Annotated in this window: 22 protein-coding genes and 7 tRNA genes; 19 read left to right on the top strand and 10 right to left on the bottom strand. The window is 39.5% G+C overall.

The window, feature by feature from the left end:
- Positions 1-6 precede the first annotated feature (6 nt).
- From ABVF21_RS19810 to nth, 5 genes are all read left to right on the top strand, one after another.
- Positions 7-504: a DUF5590 domain-containing protein gene (locus ABVF21_RS19810; RefSeq protein WP_303531020.1), complete on the top strand. Its 498-nt coding sequence runs from the start codon at positions 7-9 to the stop codon at positions 502-504.
- Positions 505-526: 22 nt separating this feature from the next.
- The gene (locus tag ABVF21_RS19805; protein WP_371018836.1) at positions 527-1714 is read left to right on the top strand and encodes a pyridoxal phosphate-dependent aminotransferase; all 1188 of its coding nucleotides are present in this window, start codon (positions 527-529) and stop codon (positions 1712-1714) included.
- Between the two features lie 146 nt (positions 1715-1860).
- Positions 1861-3153 carry an asparagine--tRNA ligase gene (gene asnS, locus ABVF21_RS19800; RefSeq protein WP_194221890.1) on the top strand — a complete coding sequence of 431 codons (1293 nt, stop codon included), beginning with the start codon at positions 1861-1863 and terminating at the stop codon, positions 3151-3153.
- 210 nt (positions 3154-3363) lie between these two features.
- Positions 3364-4080, top strand: coding sequence for a DnaD domain-containing protein (locus ABVF21_RS19795; RefSeq protein WP_194221889.1), 717 nt, complete (start codon positions 3364-3366; stop codon positions 4078-4080).
- 88 nt (positions 4081-4168) lie between these two features.
- A complete protein-coding gene (gene nth, locus ABVF21_RS19790) occupies positions 4169-4831 on the top strand; it encodes an endonuclease III (RefSeq protein WP_303531024.1) in 663 nt (220 codons plus the stop codon).
- A gap of 100 nt (positions 4832-4931) precedes the next feature.
- On the opposite strand, the gene ABVF21_RS19785 is transcribed toward nth, so the two are convergent.
- Complete coding sequence (locus ABVF21_RS19785; RefSeq protein WP_303531025.1) at positions 4932-7643, bottom strand: PBP1A family penicillin-binding protein; 2712 nt, start codon at positions 7641-7643, stop codon at positions 4932-4934.
- 78 nt (positions 7644-7721) lie between these two features.
- Positions 7722-8327, bottom strand: a complete 606-nt coding sequence (recU, locus tag ABVF21_RS19780) for a Holliday junction resolvase RecU (RefSeq protein ID WP_303531026.1) — start codon at positions 8325-8327, stop codon at positions 7722-7724.
- 98 nt (positions 8328-8425) lie between these two features.
- Here recU and ABVF21_RS19775 point away from each other — a divergent pair, with 98 nt between their 5' ends.
- The 5 genes from ABVF21_RS19775 to ABVF21_RS19755 all read left to right on the top strand — a co-directional run bounded on the left by ABVF21_RS19775 (position 8426) and on the right by ABVF21_RS19755 (position 11582).
- A complete protein-coding gene (locus tag ABVF21_RS19775) occupies positions 8426-9376 on the top strand; it encodes a DUF2515 family protein (RefSeq protein ID WP_371018835.1) in 951 nt (316 codons plus the stop codon).
- Between the two features lie 333 nt (positions 9377-9709).
- Positions 9710-10204 carry a MerR family transcriptional regulator gene (locus ABVF21_RS19770; protein ID WP_283154077.1) on the top strand — a complete coding sequence of 165 codons (495 nt, stop codon included), beginning with the start codon at positions 9710-9712 and terminating at the stop codon, positions 10202-10204.
- Positions 10205-10311: 107 nt separating this feature from the next.
- Positions 10312-10674, top strand: a complete 363-nt coding sequence (locus ABVF21_RS19765) for a DUF1798 family protein (protein ID WP_371018834.1) — start codon at positions 10312-10314, stop codon at positions 10672-10674.
- A gap of 101 nt (positions 10675-10775) precedes the next feature.
- Entirely contained in the window at positions 10776-11030 is a 255-nt protein-coding gene (locus ABVF21_RS19760; RefSeq protein WP_194221883.1) for a DNA alkylation repair protein, read from the top strand.
- A 54-nt stretch (positions 11031-11084) separates the two neighbouring features.
- The gene (locus tag ABVF21_RS19755) at positions 11085-11582 is read left to right on the top strand and encodes a hypothetical protein (RefSeq protein WP_194221882.1); all 498 of its coding nucleotides are present in this window, start codon (positions 11085-11087) and stop codon (positions 11580-11582) included.
- A 51-nt stretch (positions 11583-11633) separates the two neighbouring features.
- On the opposite strand, the gene ABVF21_RS19750 is transcribed toward ABVF21_RS19755, so the two are convergent.
- Complete coding sequence (locus tag ABVF21_RS19750) at positions 11634-11837, bottom strand: alpha/beta-type small acid-soluble spore protein (protein ID WP_098443926.1); 204 nt, start codon at positions 11835-11837, stop codon at positions 11634-11636.
- Positions 11838-12011: 174 nt separating this feature from the next.
- Between ABVF21_RS19750 and ABVF21_RS19745 the strand changes: the two genes are divergently transcribed.
- Both ABVF21_RS19745 and ABVF21_RS19740 read left to right on the top strand, forming a co-directional pair.
- Positions 12012-12176, top strand: a complete 165-nt coding sequence (locus tag ABVF21_RS19745) for a hypothetical protein (protein WP_194221881.1) — start codon at positions 12012-12014, stop codon at positions 12174-12176.
- Positions 12177-12440: 264 nt separating this feature from the next.
- Positions 12441-13649, top strand: coding sequence for a D-alanyl-D-alanine carboxypeptidase family protein (locus tag ABVF21_RS19740; protein WP_371018833.1), 1209 nt, complete (start codon positions 12441-12443; stop codon positions 13647-13649).
- Positions 13650-13705: 56 nt separating this feature from the next.
- Here the strand turns inward: ABVF21_RS19740 and ABVF21_RS19735 are convergent, their stop codons facing one another.
- From ABVF21_RS19735 to kynU, 7 genes are all read right to left on the bottom strand, one after another.
- Positions 13706-14620 (bottom strand): NAD(P)/FAD-dependent oxidoreductase, encoded by a 915-nt coding sequence (locus tag ABVF21_RS19735; protein WP_371018832.1) that lies wholly within the window; start codon positions 14618-14620, stop codon positions 13706-13708.
- Positions 14621-14630: 10 nt separating this feature from the next.
- Entirely contained in the window at positions 14631-15164 is a 534-nt protein-coding gene (locus tag ABVF21_RS19730; RefSeq protein ID WP_371018831.1) for a 5' nucleotidase, NT5C type, read from the bottom strand.
- A gap of 196 nt (positions 15165-15360) precedes the next feature.
- Positions 15361-15525 (bottom strand): YjcZ family sporulation protein, encoded by a 165-nt coding sequence (locus tag ABVF21_RS19725; RefSeq protein WP_370314233.1) that lies wholly within the window; start codon positions 15523-15525, stop codon positions 15361-15363.
- Positions 15526-15637: 112 nt separating this feature from the next.
- A complete protein-coding gene (locus tag ABVF21_RS19720) occupies positions 15638-17020 on the bottom strand; it encodes an alanine/glycine:cation symporter family protein (RefSeq protein ID WP_303531032.1) in 1383 nt (460 codons plus the stop codon).
- A gap of 123 nt (positions 17021-17143) precedes the next feature.
- Complete coding sequence (locus ABVF21_RS19715; protein ID WP_303531034.1) at positions 17144-17428, bottom strand: spore coat protein; 285 nt, start codon at positions 17426-17428, stop codon at positions 17144-17146.
- Between the two features lie 11 nt (positions 17429-17439).
- Positions 17440-17625: a hypothetical protein gene (locus ABVF21_RS19710; protein WP_303531036.1), complete on the bottom strand. Its 186-nt coding sequence runs from the start codon at positions 17623-17625 to the stop codon at positions 17440-17442.
- Positions 17626-17683: 58 nt separating this feature from the next.
- A complete protein-coding gene (gene kynU, locus ABVF21_RS19705; RefSeq protein WP_371018830.1) occupies positions 17684-18961 on the bottom strand; it encodes a kynureninase in 1278 nt (425 codons plus the stop codon).
- Between the two features lie 162 nt (positions 18962-19123).
- On the opposite strand from kynU, the gene ABVF21_RS19700 reads away from it, so the two are divergent.
- From ABVF21_RS19700 to ABVF21_RS19670, 7 genes are all read left to right on the top strand, one after another.
- Positions 19124-19208: transfer RNA gene (locus ABVF21_RS19700), tRNA-Leu, on the top strand.
- An 8-nt stretch (positions 19209-19216) separates the two neighbouring features.
- Positions 19217-19293, top strand: a tRNA-Arg gene (locus ABVF21_RS19695).
- Positions 19294-19307: 14 nt separating this feature from the next.
- Positions 19308-19384: transfer RNA gene (locus tag ABVF21_RS19690), tRNA-Met, on the top strand.
- 17 nt (positions 19385-19401) lie between these two features.
- Positions 19402-19486 (top strand) — tRNA-Tyr (locus ABVF21_RS19685).
- 4 nt (positions 19487-19490) lie between these two features.
- A tRNA-Gln gene (locus ABVF21_RS19680) sits at positions 19491-19565 on the top strand.
- A 4-nt stretch (positions 19566-19569) separates the two neighbouring features.
- Positions 19570-19643 (top strand) — tRNA-Gly (locus ABVF21_RS19675).
- Between the two features lie 91 nt (positions 19644-19734).
- Positions 19735-19808: transfer RNA gene (locus ABVF21_RS19670), tRNA-Arg, on the top strand.
- Positions 19809-19837 lie beyond the last annotated feature (29 nt).

The raw sequence follows: 19837 nt of genomic DNA, 5'->3' as shown, positions 1-19837 counted from the left end.
GAGCGAATGCGAGTAATAGGAATAATTGCAGGCGTGATTTTAGCAGTTTTGATCTGGCAAGGCATTTCATTTTATTCTTCCGTAACCGATCATCCTGATCGGCTAGAAGAAAAAGCGATTGAGAGAGCTGAATCGGAATCGGTGATAGAAAAAGTTGATGAAGCGGTTCAATATCATGGTACAAACAGCGCATATGTTGTCTTAAAAGGTAGCGATGCAGATGGAGATCAGGTTTATGTTTTCGTGCCACGAAAGGATGGGGCGCTTGTCACAAAGAAAATAGAAGACGGCGTTACGTTAGAAGCCATCAAAAAGAAGCTTTCTGAAGAATTTTCTCCACAAGAAGTCATTAATATTAAACCAGGTATTGAAATCAATCAAGAAGAGAAGCAAGTGCTTGTATGGGAAGCCACATTCATTGATACAGACAACCGCTATACATTTGCATATTATTATTTTAGTAATGGTGAATATTGGCGATCTCGTTCAATAAAACAAAGTTAATGTGATTAAGGGAGGAAGAGAAATGAATTTATCTAAACGTGTAGCAGCTCTTACACCGTCTGCTACGCTTGAAATAACTGCAAAAGCAAAAGCATTGAAGGCTGAAGGACATGACGTAATCGCATTAGGTGCAGGGGAACCAGATTTTAATACACCATCTCACATTCTTGAAGCAGCGAAGAAAGCAATGGATGAAGGGTTAACAAAATATACTCCTTCTGGAGGCATTCTTCCTCTAAAAGAAAGCATTATCGCTAAATTCCAAGAAGATCAGAATATAACGTACAAAGCTGATGAGATTATTGTATGTACTGGAGCGAAGCATGCTCTCTACACATTGTTCCAGGTAATACTAGATGAAGGTGATGAGGTTATTATTCCTACACCTTACTGGGTTAGTTATCCTGAACAAGTTAAGCTTGCTGGTGGCAAGCCCGTTTATGTAGAAGGTAAAGAAGAACAGTCATTTAAAGTGACAATTTCTCAACTTGAAGCAGTAGTAACGTCCAATACAAAAGCTGTGATCATTAATTCTCCTTCTAATCCAACAGGATCGATCTATACACCTGAAGAGCTTAAGCAAATAGGTGCATTCTGTTTAGAGCATGACATTCTCATTGTTTCTGATGAGATTTATGAAAAGCTTGTGTATGATGGAGCAGAACATACTTCTATCGCACAGCTTTCATCTGAATTGAAGGATCAAACGATTATTATTAATGGAGTATCCAAATCTCATTCCATGACAGGTTGGAGAATCGGCTATGCTGCAGGGAGAAAAGAGATCATTAAAGCAATGACAAACCTTGCAAGTCATTCCACTTCAAATCCAACTTCCATTTCCCAATATGCAGCTCTAGCGGCATATGAAGGGTCACAGGAGCCTGTTGGTGAAATGAAAGAAGCATTTGAAGGTAGATTAAACACCGTTTATGAACAATTAAATGCGATTCCTGGATTTACATGTGTGAAGCCCCAAGGAGCATTCTATCTTTTCCCTAATGCTAAAGAAGCGGCAGAAAAGACAGGCTTTGATTCTGTTGATGCGTTTGTAAAAGGCCTTCTTGAAGAAGAGAAAGTAGCGCTTGTACCTGGATCCGGCTTTGGTTCTCCTGATAATGTTAGGCTTTCATATGCAACATCACTTGAGGTGATTCTTGAAGCCATAAATCGAATTGAACGATTTGTTAAAACGAAACAGACAGTTTAAGCAAGTTGTTGTATGGTCAAATAATCGGTATAATAAGAACCGAACAATAGATTCATCTATTTAAACAAATTAATTCATGGCGCTATTCTCTTATGGTATAAAGAATGTGCGCCAATTTTTTCTAATTAGTTGGAGGGAAATAAGAAGTGAAAACAACGATTTCTAACGTAAATAAACAGGTTGAACAAACCGTTACAATTGGAGCCTGGTTACATAATAAGCGTTCAAGCGGAAAGATCCAGTTTCTTCAACTTCGCGACGGAACGGGATTCATTCAAGGCGTTATGGTTAAGAAGGAAGTAACAGAAGAAGCATGGGAAGCTGCTAAGAATTTAACTCAAGAATCTTCAGTATGGGTAACAGGAGTTGTCCGTGAAGATGATCGTTCACAATCAGGATATGAATTAACTGTTACTAACATTGAATTAATTCATGAAGCTGTGGATTATCCGATTACGCCAAAAGAGCATGGTACAGAATTCTTAATGGATAATCGTCACCTTTGGATTCGCTCTAGACGTCAAAACGCTATTCTTCGCATTCGAAATGAGATTATTCGTGCAACTTATCAATTCTTTAATGAAAATGATTTCGTTAAAATTGATCCGCCTATTCTAACAGGAAGCTCTGCAGAAGGTACAACGGATCTTTTCCATACAAAGTATTTTGAAGAAGATGCTTATCTATCACAAAGTGGACAACTTTATATGGAAGCAGCAGCTATGGCTTTCGGACGAGTCTTTTCTTTTGGTCCAACATTCCGCGCTGAAAAATCAAAAACGCGCCGTCATTTAATCGAATTTTGGATGATTGAGCCTGAGATGGCATTTATGAATCATGACGAAAGTCTTGAAGTTCAAGAGCAGTATGTTAGCTTCCTTGTAAAATCTGTATTAGATAATTGTCAACTTGAGTTAAAAACGCTGGAACGTGATGTTTCGAAACTAGAAGCGATTCAAGCGCCATTCCCTCGCATTTCTTATGATGATGCGATTACGCTATTGAAAGATAAAGGCTTTACAGATATTGAATGGGGCGAAGATTTTGGTGCTCCTCATGAAACTGCAATCGCTGAAAGCTTTGAGAAACCAGTGTTCATTACTAATTATCCTAAGGACATTAAGGCGTTCTATATGAAGCCTGATCCTGAGCGTGAAGAAGTCGTTCTATGCGCTGATTTAATCGCTCCAGAAGGTTATGGTGAAATCATTGGAGGTAGTCAGAGAATTGATGATTTAGCACTTATGGAGCAGCGATATGAAGAACATGGTCTTACAGACGATGCATATAAATGGTATCTTGAACTTCGCCGCTATGGTTCTGTTCCACATTCAGGTTTTGGTCTTGGACTAGAACGCACTGTGGCATGGTTATCTGGTGTGGAACATGTGCGTGAAACAATTCCGTTCCCACGTCTTTTAAATAGACTATATCCGTGATAAACTAACAAAGCTGACGCTTCTTTCAATGTGAAAGAAGCGTCTTTATCTGATAAAAAAGCCGTAGGTGAAAGCATTTCACGAAGTGAAGATGGATAAGATTAGAAGATGAGAGGAAAAAATGGTATGTACGTGAATGTACATAGCCAGATTTTTCTACTCCCGTCACAAAATGCCGGCGTGCTATAATGAAAGGTAGAGGTGGATGGGATGAAGAAGGAACACATCATTCAAATCATTAATGAAGGTCATGTTTCAGTACCAAGGCTCTTGCTCAATTACTATGTTAGCGTTGGTTTACATGAAGAAGATGCCTTCTTTTTAATTAGATTACACAGTTTTATTGAACAGGGGAATTCTTTTCCAACACCGGAGGAACTTGCCCAAGCAATGACATATTCACCACAAGCTTGTCTAGATAAAATACAGCAGCTTATGCAAAAAGGTGTTTTAACGATCGAGGAACACCAGAATGAATCGAAGAATTATTATTCTGAAGTCTATTCGCTAATCCCGCTGTGGGAGCGAATTTTTAAGGCGATCGAGCAAGAAGAAGCAGAGAAGGCTGCTGCGAAAAACGATGAAAATGAAGAAAGTCTTTACACATTGTTTGAGCGTGAATTTGCAAGGCCACTTTCCCCCATTGAATGCGAGACGCTTGCCATGTGGATAGATGGGGATAAGCATGATGCTGAGTTAATTAAAGGGGCGTTAAAAGAAGCTGTTCTTGCTGGAAAGCTAAACTTTCGCTACATTGACCGCATACTCTTTGAATGGAAGCGGAACGGCATTAAGACATTAGAGCAGGCACGTTCCTACGGAGAGAAGTTTAGAAAGCACCAATATGATAAAAAAGCACCTGCTAAGCCTGATGTGAAGAAAGATTCAGGTCAGAGTGCTCCTATATATAACTGGCTTGGAAGATAGGTCATATGTAAAGCGGAAGTGTTGCTTCCGCTTTTTGTTTATGAACAACTTATAGCCTATACTAGACATAAGAAAGGAAGAAGAACTTTTGCTAACGAAAGCCAAGGTAAGGACAGTGCTTGATACGATGGGAGAGATGTTTCCAGATGCCCATTGTGAATTGAATCATTCTACTCCATTTGAGCTTGCTATTGCAGTTGTACTATCAGCTCAATGTACAGATGCGCTAGTAAACAAAGTTACTCCTAGTTTATTTGAAAAATATAACGGTCCTGAAGACTTTCTTCAAGTACCCATAGAACAACTCGAGAACGATATAAGAAGGATCGGCTTATTTCGAAATAAAGCAAAAAATATAAAAAAGCTTGCCAGAACGGTTGTTGAACAATATGGCGGATCTCTTCCTGAATCGAGGGAAGAGCTAATGGAGCTCTCAGGTGTTGGAAGAAAAACGGCTAACGTCATTGCTTCAGTAGCTTTTGATGTTCCGGCGATCGCCGTGGATACCCACGTTGAGAGAGTGAGCAAGAGGCTCGGCATATGCAGATGGAAGGATTCCGTTCTCGAAGTTGAGAAGACGCTCATGAGAAAAATTCCAGAAGAGGAGTGGTCCGTTTCTCACCATCGCTTTATTTTCTTTGGAAGGTACCATTGTAAAGCTCAATCTCCGCAATGTGAAATTTGTCCACTTCTTGAGCTATGCCGAGAAGGACAGAAGAGAATGAATCAGCGAGCTCGTAAAGGCAAATAGATCTTATGTATTATAATGAAATAATAAACAGAACTAGTTCGTCTTTAAATCAAATAAGTATAAATAAAGCCCAATCTGCATTGCAGATTGGGCTTTAAAGCTATTCATCTTCATTAGGTGGTGTGCTGGCTGGTGGAGCGTTTGAACCTGTGTTTCCTGTGTCACCAGGATTATCAGTTTCAGATCCAGAATCATTGCCAGATCCAGAACCGTCACTAGAACCGTTCCCAGACCCGTTACCAGAATTTTCTCCAGAACCATCGTTTCCTTGATCCTGGCCTCCGTTACCACTTTCATCAGTGTTTCCACTTTGGTCGTCAGCTGGAGGTTCTTCTTCTCCCTGATTGTTACCACTGTTTCCGTCTCCAGCATCGCTATTTTCATCATTACCTTCGTCCGGCGGTGTTTCACTATCTTCGTTTGTATCTTCTTCTGAAGGCTCCTCAGGTTCCTGTTCTTCTTCTTCTTTAGGAACTGATACGGATGTTTCAGCAGGCTTCGTTGATACTCCTGAGTCTGAAACGGCTGTTACTTTAAATTTATATTCGCTACCTTTTTGGGCATTTTCTAACGTAAATCCAGTATCTCCTGTTTCGGTAACCCCTTGATAACCCCCACCATTTACAGCCATTTCCACTTTATAAGTGAAGCTCTTATCTTCACCAGGCTGCCATGATAGTGAAATGCTATTGGAGTCAGCATTATACTTTCCAGAAAGTCCTTTGACGCCGTCTGGTTGTTTGTACTTATCAGAAGTCTTTTCTGGCGTACTACCTTTTACAAATAGCTCATAGACGATCTGATCTTTTGGTGTGTAGTCACTAGGCAATAGACCAGTGCTTTTCTCAACGCCAACCTCTACGACCGAGTCGGGCTTCTGGAAGTCGGCAGTATTAATACCTTCGGATACTTGGCTCATAATTTCTTTGAAAAGGAGCTTGGAAGTATCATCTTCGCCTTTGCTAGAATCTAAATAGTGCTTATTTGGTTCGTTAAATCCTGTCCATACTGCCATGGAATACTCCGTAGTATATCCAGCAAACCAGGCATCTCTTACAATACCTGATGTAGGGAATCCTTGTGATTGCACGACTTCTTGAGGATGGTTTGTCGTACCCGTTTTACCAGCGACAGGTAGACCGGAAATTTTAGCATCTGTTCCAGTTCCTTCGTTTACGACGGATTTAAGCATATCACTAACCATGTAGGCTGTGTAATCATTCATTGCCTTTACTGGTTCAGGTTCGATGTTAATCTCTCTTCCGTCGGGAAAGACCACTTTTCGTACCGTGTGAGGCTCATTATACGTTCCACCGTTACCGAAAGCAGCATAAGCACCAGTCATTTGAAGGGGTGATGTGCTAAATGTTCCGATAGCAGCAGTAGGTACCATATCTTCATCTTTCAAATCCATACCAAGCTTGTTAGCAAACTCTTGAGCAGGTTTTTCACCAATCTCAAGGAAAGTGTTAACAGCCGGAACGTTATAAGACATCTCGAGAGCACGTCTCATTGATACTTGACCACGATACTCGCGGTCCCAGTTACGAATATTAGCGTCACCTATTTTTAGAGGCTCATCTTTAATGGAGCGGCCAGTTGACCACTGCTCGGTATCAATTGCAGGACCATAAGCAACAATCGGTTTAGCTGTTGATCCTGGCTGAAACTTTCCTGTCGTTGCGTAAGTAATTACGTTCTCATCTTTACGTGTTTCACCAATGGCTCTAATCGAACCGGTCTTAGTATCCATCAGGACTAGCCCGGAGCGCATATCTTCATTCGAATAAGGATAGTTTGCAATCACATCAGTTGTAATATCTTGAGCGCGCGTATCAAGGGTTGTGTAAATTTCAAGTCCCCCTGAGTAGATATCCTTTTCAGAAATATCATCACGTTCTCGAAGTTCTTTCACAACCTGGTCCATGAAGACTTTATATTGATCAGTTTCTTTATCTTCTGTTAATGCAACAACCATGTCACTAACTTTTTCTGCTTGATATTTGTCAGCTTCCTCAGCTGTAATAACGCCCTGTTTTTCCATCAAGCTAAGAACAACATTTCTACGCTGTTCGGCCTGATCAGCGTATTCATATGGATTATAGTAGGTAGGGCGCTGCGGAAGTCCTGCTAGTAATGCTGCTTCGCCAGGTGTTAAGTCTTCTTCAGTAATGTTTTTGCCAAAATAAGTTTCGGCTGCATCAACAACTCCCCATGCACCATTACCGAAGTAAATTTTATTTAAATACATTTCTAAGATCTGATCTTTTGAATATTCTTGTTCAAGCTTAATGGATAGATAAGCTTCTTGAACTTTTCGTTCTAATGATTTTTCGGATGTTAAGAGAGAGTTCTTGATGACCTGTTGTGTAATCGTACTAGCACCCTCAGCGCCAAACCCTTGCGTAATATTTGCAAGAACAGCTCCGCCAATTCTTCGTGGATCAATTCCAAAATGGTCATAGAAACGAGTGTCTTCAACAGAGACAAAAGCATTTTTTAGAATATCCGGAATCTCATCAATTTTAGCAACTTCTCTTGCATCGGTTCCTGCGAGAGTTTGAACTTCTTCATCCTTTTTATCCAGTATGATGGAGGACTGTGGATTCGTAAGCTTTTCTGGATCTAGCTCTGGTGCATTGTTGATATAGGCAATTGAGGTGATTCCCCCAGCAACTAAACCAACTAAAAACAAAACAACCAGGGTTAGAAAGATTTTTTTGAAAATACCTTTCTTCCCAGCTTTCTTCGGGGACTTCTTTTTCTTGTCATTTGATTTACGTCGTTCTTGACGTGATTGATATTCACTCATGAATATTCCTGCCTTTCAAGCCTGTACTGTTAATAGGATTCGAATGAATCCTTCATTTTATGAATTAAAACCAGTTGTTTAATAACTGAAGTACATTTTATCAATAATTTTGATATAGTCAATGCGCGGTTGATAGGTATAAGGAATAAGCGTTCCCTGCTTTTCAATCTCTTCTTTTTTTATGGATTTTCTCCCACCATTTTTCATTGTTTCCCAGTGGGAAAAGAGCATAGCGGCATCCATTAAGAAAACTTCGTCAGTGATTGAAAAACGTAAAAGCACAAAGCATATTCCGTTGTGCTCATGAACTTGTTTCATATGTTCAATTTGATGTTCATGAAAGTTACTTAATGGAAAAGCAGTTTTGTTTTTTGTTTCCTTCGCTTCAAAATCCACATATCTACCTTTGTATACGCCATTATAATCAGTTGTAGATGCCTGCTTAAAGTAGGCCTCCTTTATCACGGCTGCGCTTCGTTTGGGGTAATCAACGTTAACAATTTGAACAGGCGTAGGCTTTTTGTGTATAACAGCTTTGCCTGTTGAGAGATAATACGTATTACTATGATTAATATCATCCTCTAATGTCATACCACGATTGCTGTATGTTTTTTGCTTCTGACTTGCTAGCTGATTCTGAGCCGAAGGGACGTACGGCTTTCCGTTCGGATATCGAATCGGCACGTTAACCATCCTTTCTGTATAAAAGGTGCACTGAATCTATTTTACTTTACTTATTACGAGTTGTACGACAAAAATGTTTCAAGCAGGTGAAAAAAATTATGGAGAACGTTACTAAAACAATCACAAAAGCGATAGAAAAATGGAACATTGACAATATTTCACGTACCGTATTTTATCAGGAATTTTTCATTCGGAATCCAGAAATAAAATGGTCGTTCCTCGCCGCAATGGTTTCTAGAAATGCCGGTTGGAGTATGACTGACTTACAAGGGGAATGGTTTCCTAAGGCAATCAAGGAAGAGCAGTTAAGGAAGTTATTCCTGGCATATGAACGAGCTAATTGGATCATATTTGCAGATGCAGCCCCACAGCTATTGCTCTATGAGCTAGGAAAGAAAGCAAAATCTTCCTTCTTTCATTTTGGTAGAGATCTTGGAATATCGTGCTTTATGTTAGAAGAATGGAAAACTTTTATTGAGTTGGGTGATCAGGATCGTTTAATGACGGCGCTAATTATTAATGAGCAGCATGTGATTGAAGGACCGCTTATGGAACATCAGTTATATGCTAAGAAGGTATTTCATTCATTGCTATTCACCATTCAAGATTGGTTCCATTTTAGCACAGTTCTTTTTCCGACAGTGAGGGGAGAGCTATTTGGTTTATCAGTTAGTGGTTTTCGTCATACGTGTAACCGAATTAAGCTAGGAAAAAGCTTAGCTAAGCTTCTCTTTCATCCTAATTATTTTAGTGCATTTTATCATTTTGCAATGAAAGTTACTCCAACGGGATCACGCTACGATTATGAAAGGTTCATGGGGAAAAGAAGAGAGGGACCAATGCTAAGACAGGTTTATCCAATTATTCCTCATCATCAACAGGATAAGAAAGATTGGTTTAGAGGTCAATTACTAGTTAAAAAAATGATGAAAGTTGAATCAGAATTACCAGATAAAGTTCTCATTTCAGATTGGTATGAAAGAAAGAGAAGTCAGATCAGAATTGCGATGGAAGTGGAAAATCTGCTCATACAAAAAAGCAGGAAATAGCCCTGCTTTTAAGTGGAAGGTCGATCTGGTCCTTCCATTTTCTTATTTCCATATCCAGTTCTAGTTTCTTCCTCAGTTTTACCCTTACGTTTTGTTTGATCAAGCTTTTGCTTTTTGGTCATTATTTTGACACCTCCTTACTTTAGTTTGAGCAGTTGTTACAAAAACATTCCTATTCATTGTCGAAATCCTTTTCCTTTAGCATTAAACCACTACCTTTGCCGAAACTGTACTAGTTTTGTCAACGGGGAAGGCAAACAAAAAAGAAAGGCGAATATTACGTATACAAACTAACAGGCGAAGGCCTGAGAATGACAGAGGGGATGGGATTGCATGTTATTAAAAACAAAGCAAGTTTCAGATGAACTTGGTGTAAACCCTACTACTGTTCAGCGTTGGGTTAAGTATTTTGACTTATCATGTGAGAAGAATGAACTTGGCCACTTTTTATTTTCTAATGAAACACTTGAGGAGCTAAAATCGATTAAAAACGATTTAAGAAGGGGTTACTCAATGGAGAAAATTAAATCAGCTGGTAAAAACAATTCAAAAGTAGCAATGGTAACACCGGAACGGTTTGAGCAAAGGTTAGATCGCTTCTCAGTAAGGCTGGAACAGCTTGAGCGACAGTTGGATGAAAAAGCTAATGAGGTTATCACCGTTCAAGTTCTTCAGCATCGATCTGAACTGGAAGAGCTAGTAAAGAAAGTTTCTTCATTAGAAGAAAAATTATCTGAGCTTGAGGATCACACTTCGATACAAGAGGCAGTAGGTCAGTCGACGGGCAAAGGCAAGCGTCCCTGGATCATGAGTTTATTCAGTTTCTAGAGATCATTACGTTCCCTTCTGACCTTATGTCCTAAATGGATATAAGGTTTTTGTATGTGTTTGGTAACCAGTGAGTATGGTAGGATAAGGGAGTAGGGGTGAATGAAATGGAAGATACACAAAAATTACTAAAGCTAACAAAGCAGCTAATCACAATAAATGAAGAAGCGAGGATTCAATATACTACTCGCACACATCTTGATACGTACAAAGTTAACTTCTATGAGGAAGTGAAACCTTTTGCCGATCGAGCACTTGAGATTTTGAAGGTATGGGAGCCATTAGCAAGAGCATGGGTAATGGAAAACAAACCTAAATATTTATATCCGATTCAAATAAAAAATACATTCGAAAATATCGAAATGGTTTCAGTTGTGGCTTGGCAGAAAGATACTGGACCTAAGAAATTTAATGAGCGTGTACAATCTGTTGAATATGTACTTGAAAAAATAATTAAGCAAGTAACATAACGAGCTTGAGGCTCGTTATTTAAAATTAATTTCACATACCATACTGAAATGAATAAATTTCCCTTTTTTTGAGTAACACTAAAGAAAAAGGGAGTGAGTTTATGACTGCGTATTTGTGCCCAAGATGTAAAACCAATCGAATGAGATTTAATAAAATTGAGCAAAAAGCGACTTCAGTTAAATTAGATCCTCAATCTGGAGAAGTGATGTCTATTATAGAAGAGGGGAAAGCTGATCCATTCCATATGGTTTATAAAGGACCAAGTATACGAGTTCAATGTGGGGCTTGTGGCGAAATTGGAGACGAAGAAACCTTTATTCAATTTGCTCGATCACATCCACGTGCTAATTCTTAATGACTTTTCCCTCCGTAATTCATGATATAGTGAGAAAGCAAGGAGGGGGACAGGATGTTTGATCCAACTATATATGAGAATGTAAAAGTAGTTCTTGAGGGAGAGCTATATGATCGAGATCTTGATGGTGAGATCTCGATCATCAATCGAAAAGATCTGGTTGATTTAGCTTCTCTTTCAAGAAAGTATCAAGTAGAGTTTAGTGAAAATGAGCATGTGAATGTAACGATCGAACTTTTTGCTGATCTAGCTAATTTCAGTGCGGAACAGCTTAAGCTAGAGCATGTTCAAGCAGGATGTGAAATCAAAATTCTGTTTGATGTTGCGATATCCGATGCAGAGGACTGTGAACAGATTGAAGAAGATATCCGAAGTATTTGGGGTTATCGACCTGCTATCCGACAAACGATATCTTTTCCATACGAGGATGAGGAACAATTAAAGACTCACATTGTTTTAGAATTTAACCGTCGAATTAATGAAGATCAAATAAGTGATCTTTCGGAGTTAATTGCACATGCTGTACAAACTTCAACATTACTTGGAGAATAAAGAAGAAGGCGGATTGCTCCGCCCTCTATATCCATACTATGCAGTTGGTGATTAGTAGCTTCCGCCGCCCATTTGCTGTTCAGCCATTTGGACAAGGCGCTTAGTGATTTCTCCTCCAACAGAACCGTTAGAGCGAGCAGTGGAGTCTGGGCCAAGTTGAACGCCGAATTCGCTAGCAATTTCGTACTTCATTTGATCTAAAGCCTGTTGTACACCAGGGACTACCAGATTGTTTGAGCTATTGTTGTTTGCCATGTTGTGTACACCTCCTTGACTAATATAATGCTCAGGAGTAAAGAATGATATACAATCTTAATATAGGAACTTTTTGGTAGTTACTAAGAAGTTAATTTTCTGAAAATTTAGAGGGTTCTGTATTTAGATAACGAATATGTTATTTAGAGACTAACGAACTGGAGGGATATAAGAATGGATCGCTTTATTACTAAGACAGGATTTTATCAAAACCTCGATAAAAGAAGGTTGGAATATTGGTTGGTGATATCTGAAGAAAATAAAGTGCTTGTATCCTGGGTCTGCTGGAGTGCCCCTCAAACCATGGTAGAGCAGTGGAAAGGATCGTATGCTTCTTAACTAAACCGCCCTGAGCGGTTTTTATTATGGTTGAATTGATTTTTACTTCTCTCAAATTTAGAATTCAAATAAAAGAAAATGAAAAATTAGTTCGTTCCAATACTTTTATATTAAAAGTTATCAGAAAGGGTGTAAAGAAATAACTATTTTCTGTTTTACCACTCTTAGCTATAATAGAAAACGGATCAGGCCTTTTATACTAGACAATGGATGAAAACATGTAACGAACAGTTTAAATAGCATTTTAAAGAAAGAGGAGCTTCCATGATTCTAAAACACTATTCGTATCTTATAATGGTCATATGTTTAACTGTAAGCTTATTTCCATCAGTAACGCAAGCACAGGAACCACCAAGTGTAAGAAGCGAAACCGCTATACTGATCGATGGCAAAACAGGACAAATTCTTTTTAATAAGAATGGCAATGACGAAATGTACCCAGCGAGCATTACAAAAATTGTGACTGCATTTATGGCTGTTAAATCCGGAGAGATGGATGATATGGTAACGGTAAGCGAGCGTGCACGTAAAGCAGATGGTACTAGAGTGTATTTGAAAGAAGGAGAAATCGTTTCGTTAGAAAAGTTAGTTAAAGGAATGATGGTTAATTCCGGAAATGATGCTGCAATCGCTATAGCTGAGCATTTAAGTGGAAGCGTGGAATCGTTTTCTGAAGATATGAACGAATTTTTACGTGAAGAAATTGGTGTCAAAAATACGAATTTTGTTAATCCAAATGGACTTTTTAATGAGAATCATGTAACGAGTGCAGAAGATATGGCTAGAATAACACAGTACGCCATGAAAAATGAGCAGTTTCGATCTGTGATAGGAATCAAAAAATTAGAATGGGTTGGAGAAGATTGGGAAACGACGCTTATTAACCATCATCGACTCTTACTCGATTATGATTTTGTTACAGGTGGAAAAAATGGGTATGTCTCAGAGTCTGGTTTCACTTTAGTGACAACCGCATCAAAAGACGGTCAAGAATTGATTGCTGTTACGATGAAAGCAAACGATGATCAAATCGCTTATCAGGACACATTATCCATGCTTAACTATGGGTTTAATGCTTTCACGCCGGTTGAGTATAAGAAGGGGACTGAATTAGGAGCTGGAAATAATGAGGAATATAGTCTTTCTGAGGATATGACCCTTTATCAAGTTGGAGATGACGAGCTAGATCTTACCATATCTGATACCAATATCCTTGAAAGTAAAGGGGATTCATATGTCTCCATTTTGGATGATGATTTTCTTGAAGTGAATTCTTTAGAAGAAGACAAAGATGCGACAATTGTGGAAAGTGAAACAAAACCAGCAGCAAAAGTAAAAGATGAGGAAACAGCATCATTGCTGTCTAGTGAAAACATTTTCTATTTTGGGATCGGCGTTTTTGTGGTAATTTTACTTTCTTTATTTTTTGGAAGAAGTCACTCTTCTCAAAAAAGACATCGAACTTTTCCTTAAAATCAACTTTCAAACCTAACATTGAAAATTAAAAAAAGGACCTCAGGGTCCTTTTTTTAATTTTCAAGAAAGAACGATAGCTGTTTGACAGAGGTCATTCCTTGTCCAACAGAGGAGGCAATACTTGATAACAGCGGTCTAGTGCAAACATCTCCTGCAGCATAAACGAATGGCAGTGATGTTTCACCATAAGAGTTGCATCGAATGTATCCTTCCTGATCGACGTCAATGCCATCTTCGTAAGGTTCAGTGTTAGGTTTAACACCAATTCGAATAAACAGACCATCTACCATCATTGTAGAATGATGATCTTCGTCAGCTAGGAATAGTTTCTTCTTTCCTTTTCCATCTATTTGTGTAATGTATGTTTTGGTAAGTATGTCGATGTTAGGGTGGAGCATGACAGGCTCTTTGTATTCCATACGAGCTTTAAAACAATCAGAACGATGTATTAGTGTAACTCGAGCCCCAGCTTCAGCAAGAAGAAGAGCTCCTTCGAATGCGCGGTCTCCGCCCCCGATTACAGCAACATGTTTGCCTTTGAATTTCAATTTATCTCGAGATGCCGAGTATACTTCATTTTGCTCAATCATTTCTTGCTCACCAGGAACATCTAGCCTACGTGGGGAAGACCCTGAAGCAATAAGCAAAGAGCGAAATATATATGAATTACCTTCTGCTGTTTGAAGTATCCTATTAGTCCAATCGATCGACTGTACGCGAGTGTTTGTAACATAATCACACTTGATTTCCTCAGCATGTTTGATGAACTGTTCCTTTAGAACCTGACCGTTTGCAACCACCATACCTGGGTAGTCTACAATTTGATTATAGATTGTACTTAATTGCCCCCCAAGGCTATCCTTTGCTTCAAGCAATAAATGATTAATGCCTAGTCTTTTAGCCCATATCCCAGCAGAAATTCCAGCGGGTCCTCCACCGATAATTAGCAAATCTGTTCGTTGAGTCACCACCGTAACCTCACTTCCATGTTGAAAGCCATTCTTCAAATTCCAACCAGTTATTCACGCGAGGGACGTCGACATATTGATTATAACGATAGTTCATCGCAATGGCCATTCTGCCTGAATTTTTAAATGCGATGAGGTTGTGTGGAGCATCATCAAATAATAAATCTCCTCGAATCATTTCTTTTCTATGCGAGAAAATCAAATTTCTTTTGCCGATAAAGGGAAGGTGTTTTTCTACCCATTGTTCTTTTTCAGTGTAAGCATATGTACGGCTACTCGTGACAATCATAACGTCATACACGGATGAAAGACGTTCCAATACTTCAATAGCATCTGGTAGAGGCTTGAGTTTAAGAAATAGACCTGGCTGATCAAGGTATTCATAAATTTTATCACCACACTCATTTTTTACATAGTCTTCAGATCGCCAGCATTCAAGCTTCTCAACAGACAAGTCGTCATTGTAATCATAATTGTATCTCCGGTGCCACTCAGACATAAGGTCACATATAACCGAATCCATATCGATTAATAAGGTTTTCATTGTCTCACTTCTTTCATCATACATTCTTTATCACTATAACAGGCAATGTTAATTGGAACAATTGTTCAGGAAAGGATATGGAATGAATGTTTTTGATTTTTGACTTATCAAAAAATGAATGAATTATAAATCGAAAATTAAGCTAACATAGCGTAAATAAAACAAGCAAGAACCAAGTGGCTCTTGCTTGTAAAAACTAACATTTAATAAAAGCTGTTCCTACTATAATAAGCAAGATAAATAGTACAACAATTAGCGCAAAGCCGTTTCCAGCTGGCCTGTGACAAGGCATGCCGTAAGAAGCTCCAGCTACTGGTTGATAAGGCTCATTTCCGTATGGTGCATTGTTTGCATGATACATATTAGGTCCCCCTTTAAATTCTCTTTCTTTACCACTGTATGTTTCCGTCTAGAAAAGATATAGGCAGGAGCGGAGAGGAACCTAAATTAGGTGAATATCCCATGTGAATTTCTTATGAACTAATGCCTTTGTCTTTCGTTTGAGCTTGCTTTAAGAAATTTAATTTGTAGTCATCTGTTAATTCTTTCACTTCCTTACTTAGGAATAAGATCGCAATAACGTTTGGAATAACAAACAAGGCGAGTGTAATGTCGACTAGCTCCCAAACAAATTGAAGTCCTCCAATAGCCCCAACAAAAATAGAAAGAATATAAACAAATCGCATTACTCTAGAAAAGGGTGTGCCAAATAAGTATTCAGCTTGTTTCTCACCATAAAAGACAAGGACACCTATCGTACTGATAACAAAAATTAATAAGAGGGAAGAAACAAAGATGGGCCCCCATGTTGCTCCCATTAGTCCAGAGAAAGCATCTGAAACCATATCAGCTGCATTTGATGGTTTAACGTCTTTCCAAGCTCCTGAAAGAAGCACTGTAAAAGCTGTTACTGTGCAGAGAACGATTGTATCGATAAAGACGCTGAAAATGCCCCATAATCCCTGTCTACATGGATGAGGCGTATGTGCAGCAGAATGGGCAATAGACGCCGTACCCATACCGGCTTCGTTTGAATAAAGCCCTCTAGCAAGGCCCCATCTAACAGCTGCAGCAAAACCAGCTCCGGCAAAACCTCCAGCTGCTGAGATCGGTTGAAAAGCATGTACGAAAATAAGTTTCATAACAGCTGGAAACTCTTCTATATTAATCACCATAACACCGATAGCGCCTGCAATATATGTAAGTACCATGAATGGAACAATCTTCTCAGCTACAGAACCAATTCTACGTATTCCACCGAATACAACAATTGATATAAGGATAATTAATAAGACACCTGTTACCCAGGTCGGTAATCCAAAAGAACTCTCTGAGAGTGTTGAAATGGAGTTAGTTTGGACCATGACACTTGGAATGATTTCAATCATCAGTCCAAAAGCGAATAGAGATGAAGCGAACTTCCATCCCAAGCCTTTTTTTATGTAATACATTGGGCCGCCAACATAAACGCCGTTTTTGTCTTCCTCTCGGTATTTGATCCCGAGAACAATTTCTGAGAATTTTGTTGACATTCCAATAATAGCGACAATCCACATCCAGAAAATAGCGCCAGGTCCTCCAAAAGCGATTGCCACAGGAACCCCAACAATGTTTGTAGCACCTGCAGTAGATGCGAGAGCGGAGGCAAAGGCTTGAAATGGAGAAATTGTGCCATCACCTTTCTCTTTTTTGAAAATTTTACCGATGGTATGTTTTAAAGCATGGGGAAAAAAGATTATTTGAAAGAAACCGAGGCGGATCGTTAAAAATAATCCACCGCCTAAGAGTAAGATCATCATAGGATAACCCCAGATGAACGCGGAAAATTCAGTTATTGCATTAAGAATATAGTCCATATCAATCTCTCCCTATAGGTAATACTCATTTAATTATCCATATAAAGGGAGGGTGAAACGCTATTTACAAAATTATGAAAAAATGAGCATAAAGACACAGAGCCGGTTTTCACCGGCTCTGGATTAATGGACCTGGGGCGGCTGATTATTCTGTTGTTGCTGCGGAGCTGTTAGTTGGTTTTTAACTTGTTGAATTTCATTGGTTTGTGCTGGGGCGGCTGGCTGATAATACCCTTTTTGTTTAGCGTATTGATAAAGGTTATATTGTCGCTGCTCATCGGTATTTCTAATTTGTTGAAGAGCCTGACGAAGTTGTGGATTGTCAGCTTGAGAAATGACGCTCCCGTAATTACTTAAGCTGCTGTTCAATACGGATAAATAATCATTTACCATATCTTTCTCATTCATAAAATCCCTCCTTAACTTAAGAAGCCGATTAATTGTTGTTGTGTGTTGCGTGCTTCTTGTGCATCCTTTTGAAGCATTTGCTTAAGCTGCGGACAAGTACAAGATTGGGCATAGGAATCAAGTTTGTTTGCGAGTGTTTCATGCCCGCCGATCATGTGACGCAGATTTTGAAGTTCAAGTTCGTTCAGCTGAGTCATCCTGTTTCCCTCCTTCATTTCACATAGTATGAATGGAGAAAAACCAAATTATACTCACTTAAGCGATAACGTTTCGCTCGTTAGAAAACTGCTGATACGTTTTTTCAATCATAATACTCTTTAGAATTTGGACAACATGATAGACATCTTCAAATGATGTATAGAGAGCAATTGGTGCTAGGCGAATGACGTTTGGTGAGCGGAAATCTGGAATGACGCCTTTTTGTTTTAGCGCTTTGCAAATTCGAGCAGCTTCATCGTGCTCGAGGCAAATATGCCCACCCCGTCGATCATCTTCTGATGGATTAGTGATCGTAAAACCATCTTCAGCAAGATTTTCTTTAATAAGACACATTAAATAGTTGGTAAGAGACAATGATTTTTCTCGAATCGCATCTATGCCAGCTTCGTTCATCAATTCCAGAGCTCCTATTAAAGGAGCCATACTAAAAATGTGGGGAGTGCCTATTTGAAATGCGCCGGCGGTTTCAGCATGAGTAAGCGTATGACTCATATCGAATTGCATTTCTTTCTTGGAACTGAACCATCCAGCAAGGCCGGGTCGTCTGCCTAGGTGATTTTCGTGCACAAAAAGTCCACCTACACCACCAGGGCCGCTATTTAAGTACTTGTATGTACACCAAACCGCGAAGTCAACGTTCCAGTCGTGAAGTTTATGAGGAATGGCTCCGATTGAATGAGCCAGGTCAAAGCCAATGATTACCCCTTTAGAATGGGCTGCTTGTGTGATTTTTTCTATATTTAGTAATTGTCCACTCCGATAAAGTACGGAAGGGAGGAGAATAAGGGCTACAGTATCATCGATGGCCTCAATGATATCCTCTTCTAGGATTGTTCTTCCGTCACGGCTCTGAACTTGTATTAAATTAGTTTCTGGGAATAATCCATGGAGTTCAAGCTGACTTTGAATAGCGTAAATGTCAGATGGAAATGTTAAAGAATCGGCTAGTATTTTTGTTTTGTTTCCTGAAGGTTTAAAAAAAGTAGCGAGCATTTGATGAAGGTTAGTTGTAATTGAACCGGTAGTAATTGTTTCAGAAGCATGTGAACCGATTAGCGTTGATGTCATCTCACCGATGTTTTCTGCCATATAAAACCAGGGCTGCTTACCATCAGACCAGCCATCAATTCCGTGTTGCTTCCAGTCATCAAGAGATCGAAGAAGGGAGGCTTCTGCATTCTTTGATAGTAGACCAAGTGAATTACCATCGAAATATAGCGTATTTGGATTTAAGTAAAACTTATCACGAAAATGGGCTAAAGGGTCTTTCTTGTCGAATTCTTTTGCGCCTGTAATGGACTGTGATAAACTCATATGTAACAGCTCCTTTTCTACAACTTATCGTATGAGAGGGAGAAGAGCATGTCAACGCTTTCACTCTCTTCAAAAGAAACTTTCTACATTTTTTTAGAATAATGATTGACATTTCAAATGGTTCAATGGTATATTATTAAACGTCGCTGATACACAACATATGCGGGTGTGGCGGAATTGGCAGACGCGCTAGACTTAGGATCTAGTGTCTTACGACGTGGGGGTTCAAGTCCCTTCACCCGCACCATATATTTTGCGCCCGTAGCTCAATTGGATAGAGCGTCTGACTACGGATCAGAAGGTTAGGGATTCGACTTCTCTCGGGCGCACCATACATAATTTAAGTGGCGGTGTAGCTCAGCTGGCTAGAGCGTACGGTTCATACCCGTGAGGTCGGGGGTTCGATCCCCTCCGCCGCTACCATATTACAATTTCATCATGGAGGGGTAGCGAAGTGGCTAAACGCGGCGGACTGTAAATCCGCTCCCTCAGGGTTCGGCGGTTCGAATCCGTCCCCCTCCACCATGATTGGGCTATAGCCAAGCGGTAAGGCAACGGATTTTGATTCCGTCATGCGTTGGTTCGAATCCAGCTAGCCCAGCCATTTTGCGGGTGTAGTTTAGTGGTAAAACCTCAGCCTTCCAAGCTGATGTCGTGGGTTCGATCCCCATCACCCGCTCCATTACATATTGTAGAAGAGTTTTAAAAGCTACTTCACAACCTGATTTTAATCATGGTATACTTTTGTTGAGATGAAATACCATTCATATCGTGCGCCTTTAGCTCAGTAGGATAGAGCAACAGCCTTCTAAGCTGTGGGTCAGAGGTTCGAATCCTCTAAGGCGCATACTTATAACTCCTTGAATAAGATGACTT

Source organism: Pseudalkalibacillus sp. JSM 102089, from assembly GCF_041366475.1.
Classification (GTDB): Bacteria; Bacillota; Bacilli; order Bacillales; family Guptibacillaceae; genus Guptibacillus; species Guptibacillus hwajinpoensis_B.
Note: the sequence above shows the minus strand (reverse complement) of the source record. Positions and strands in the feature narration are given on the sequence as shown.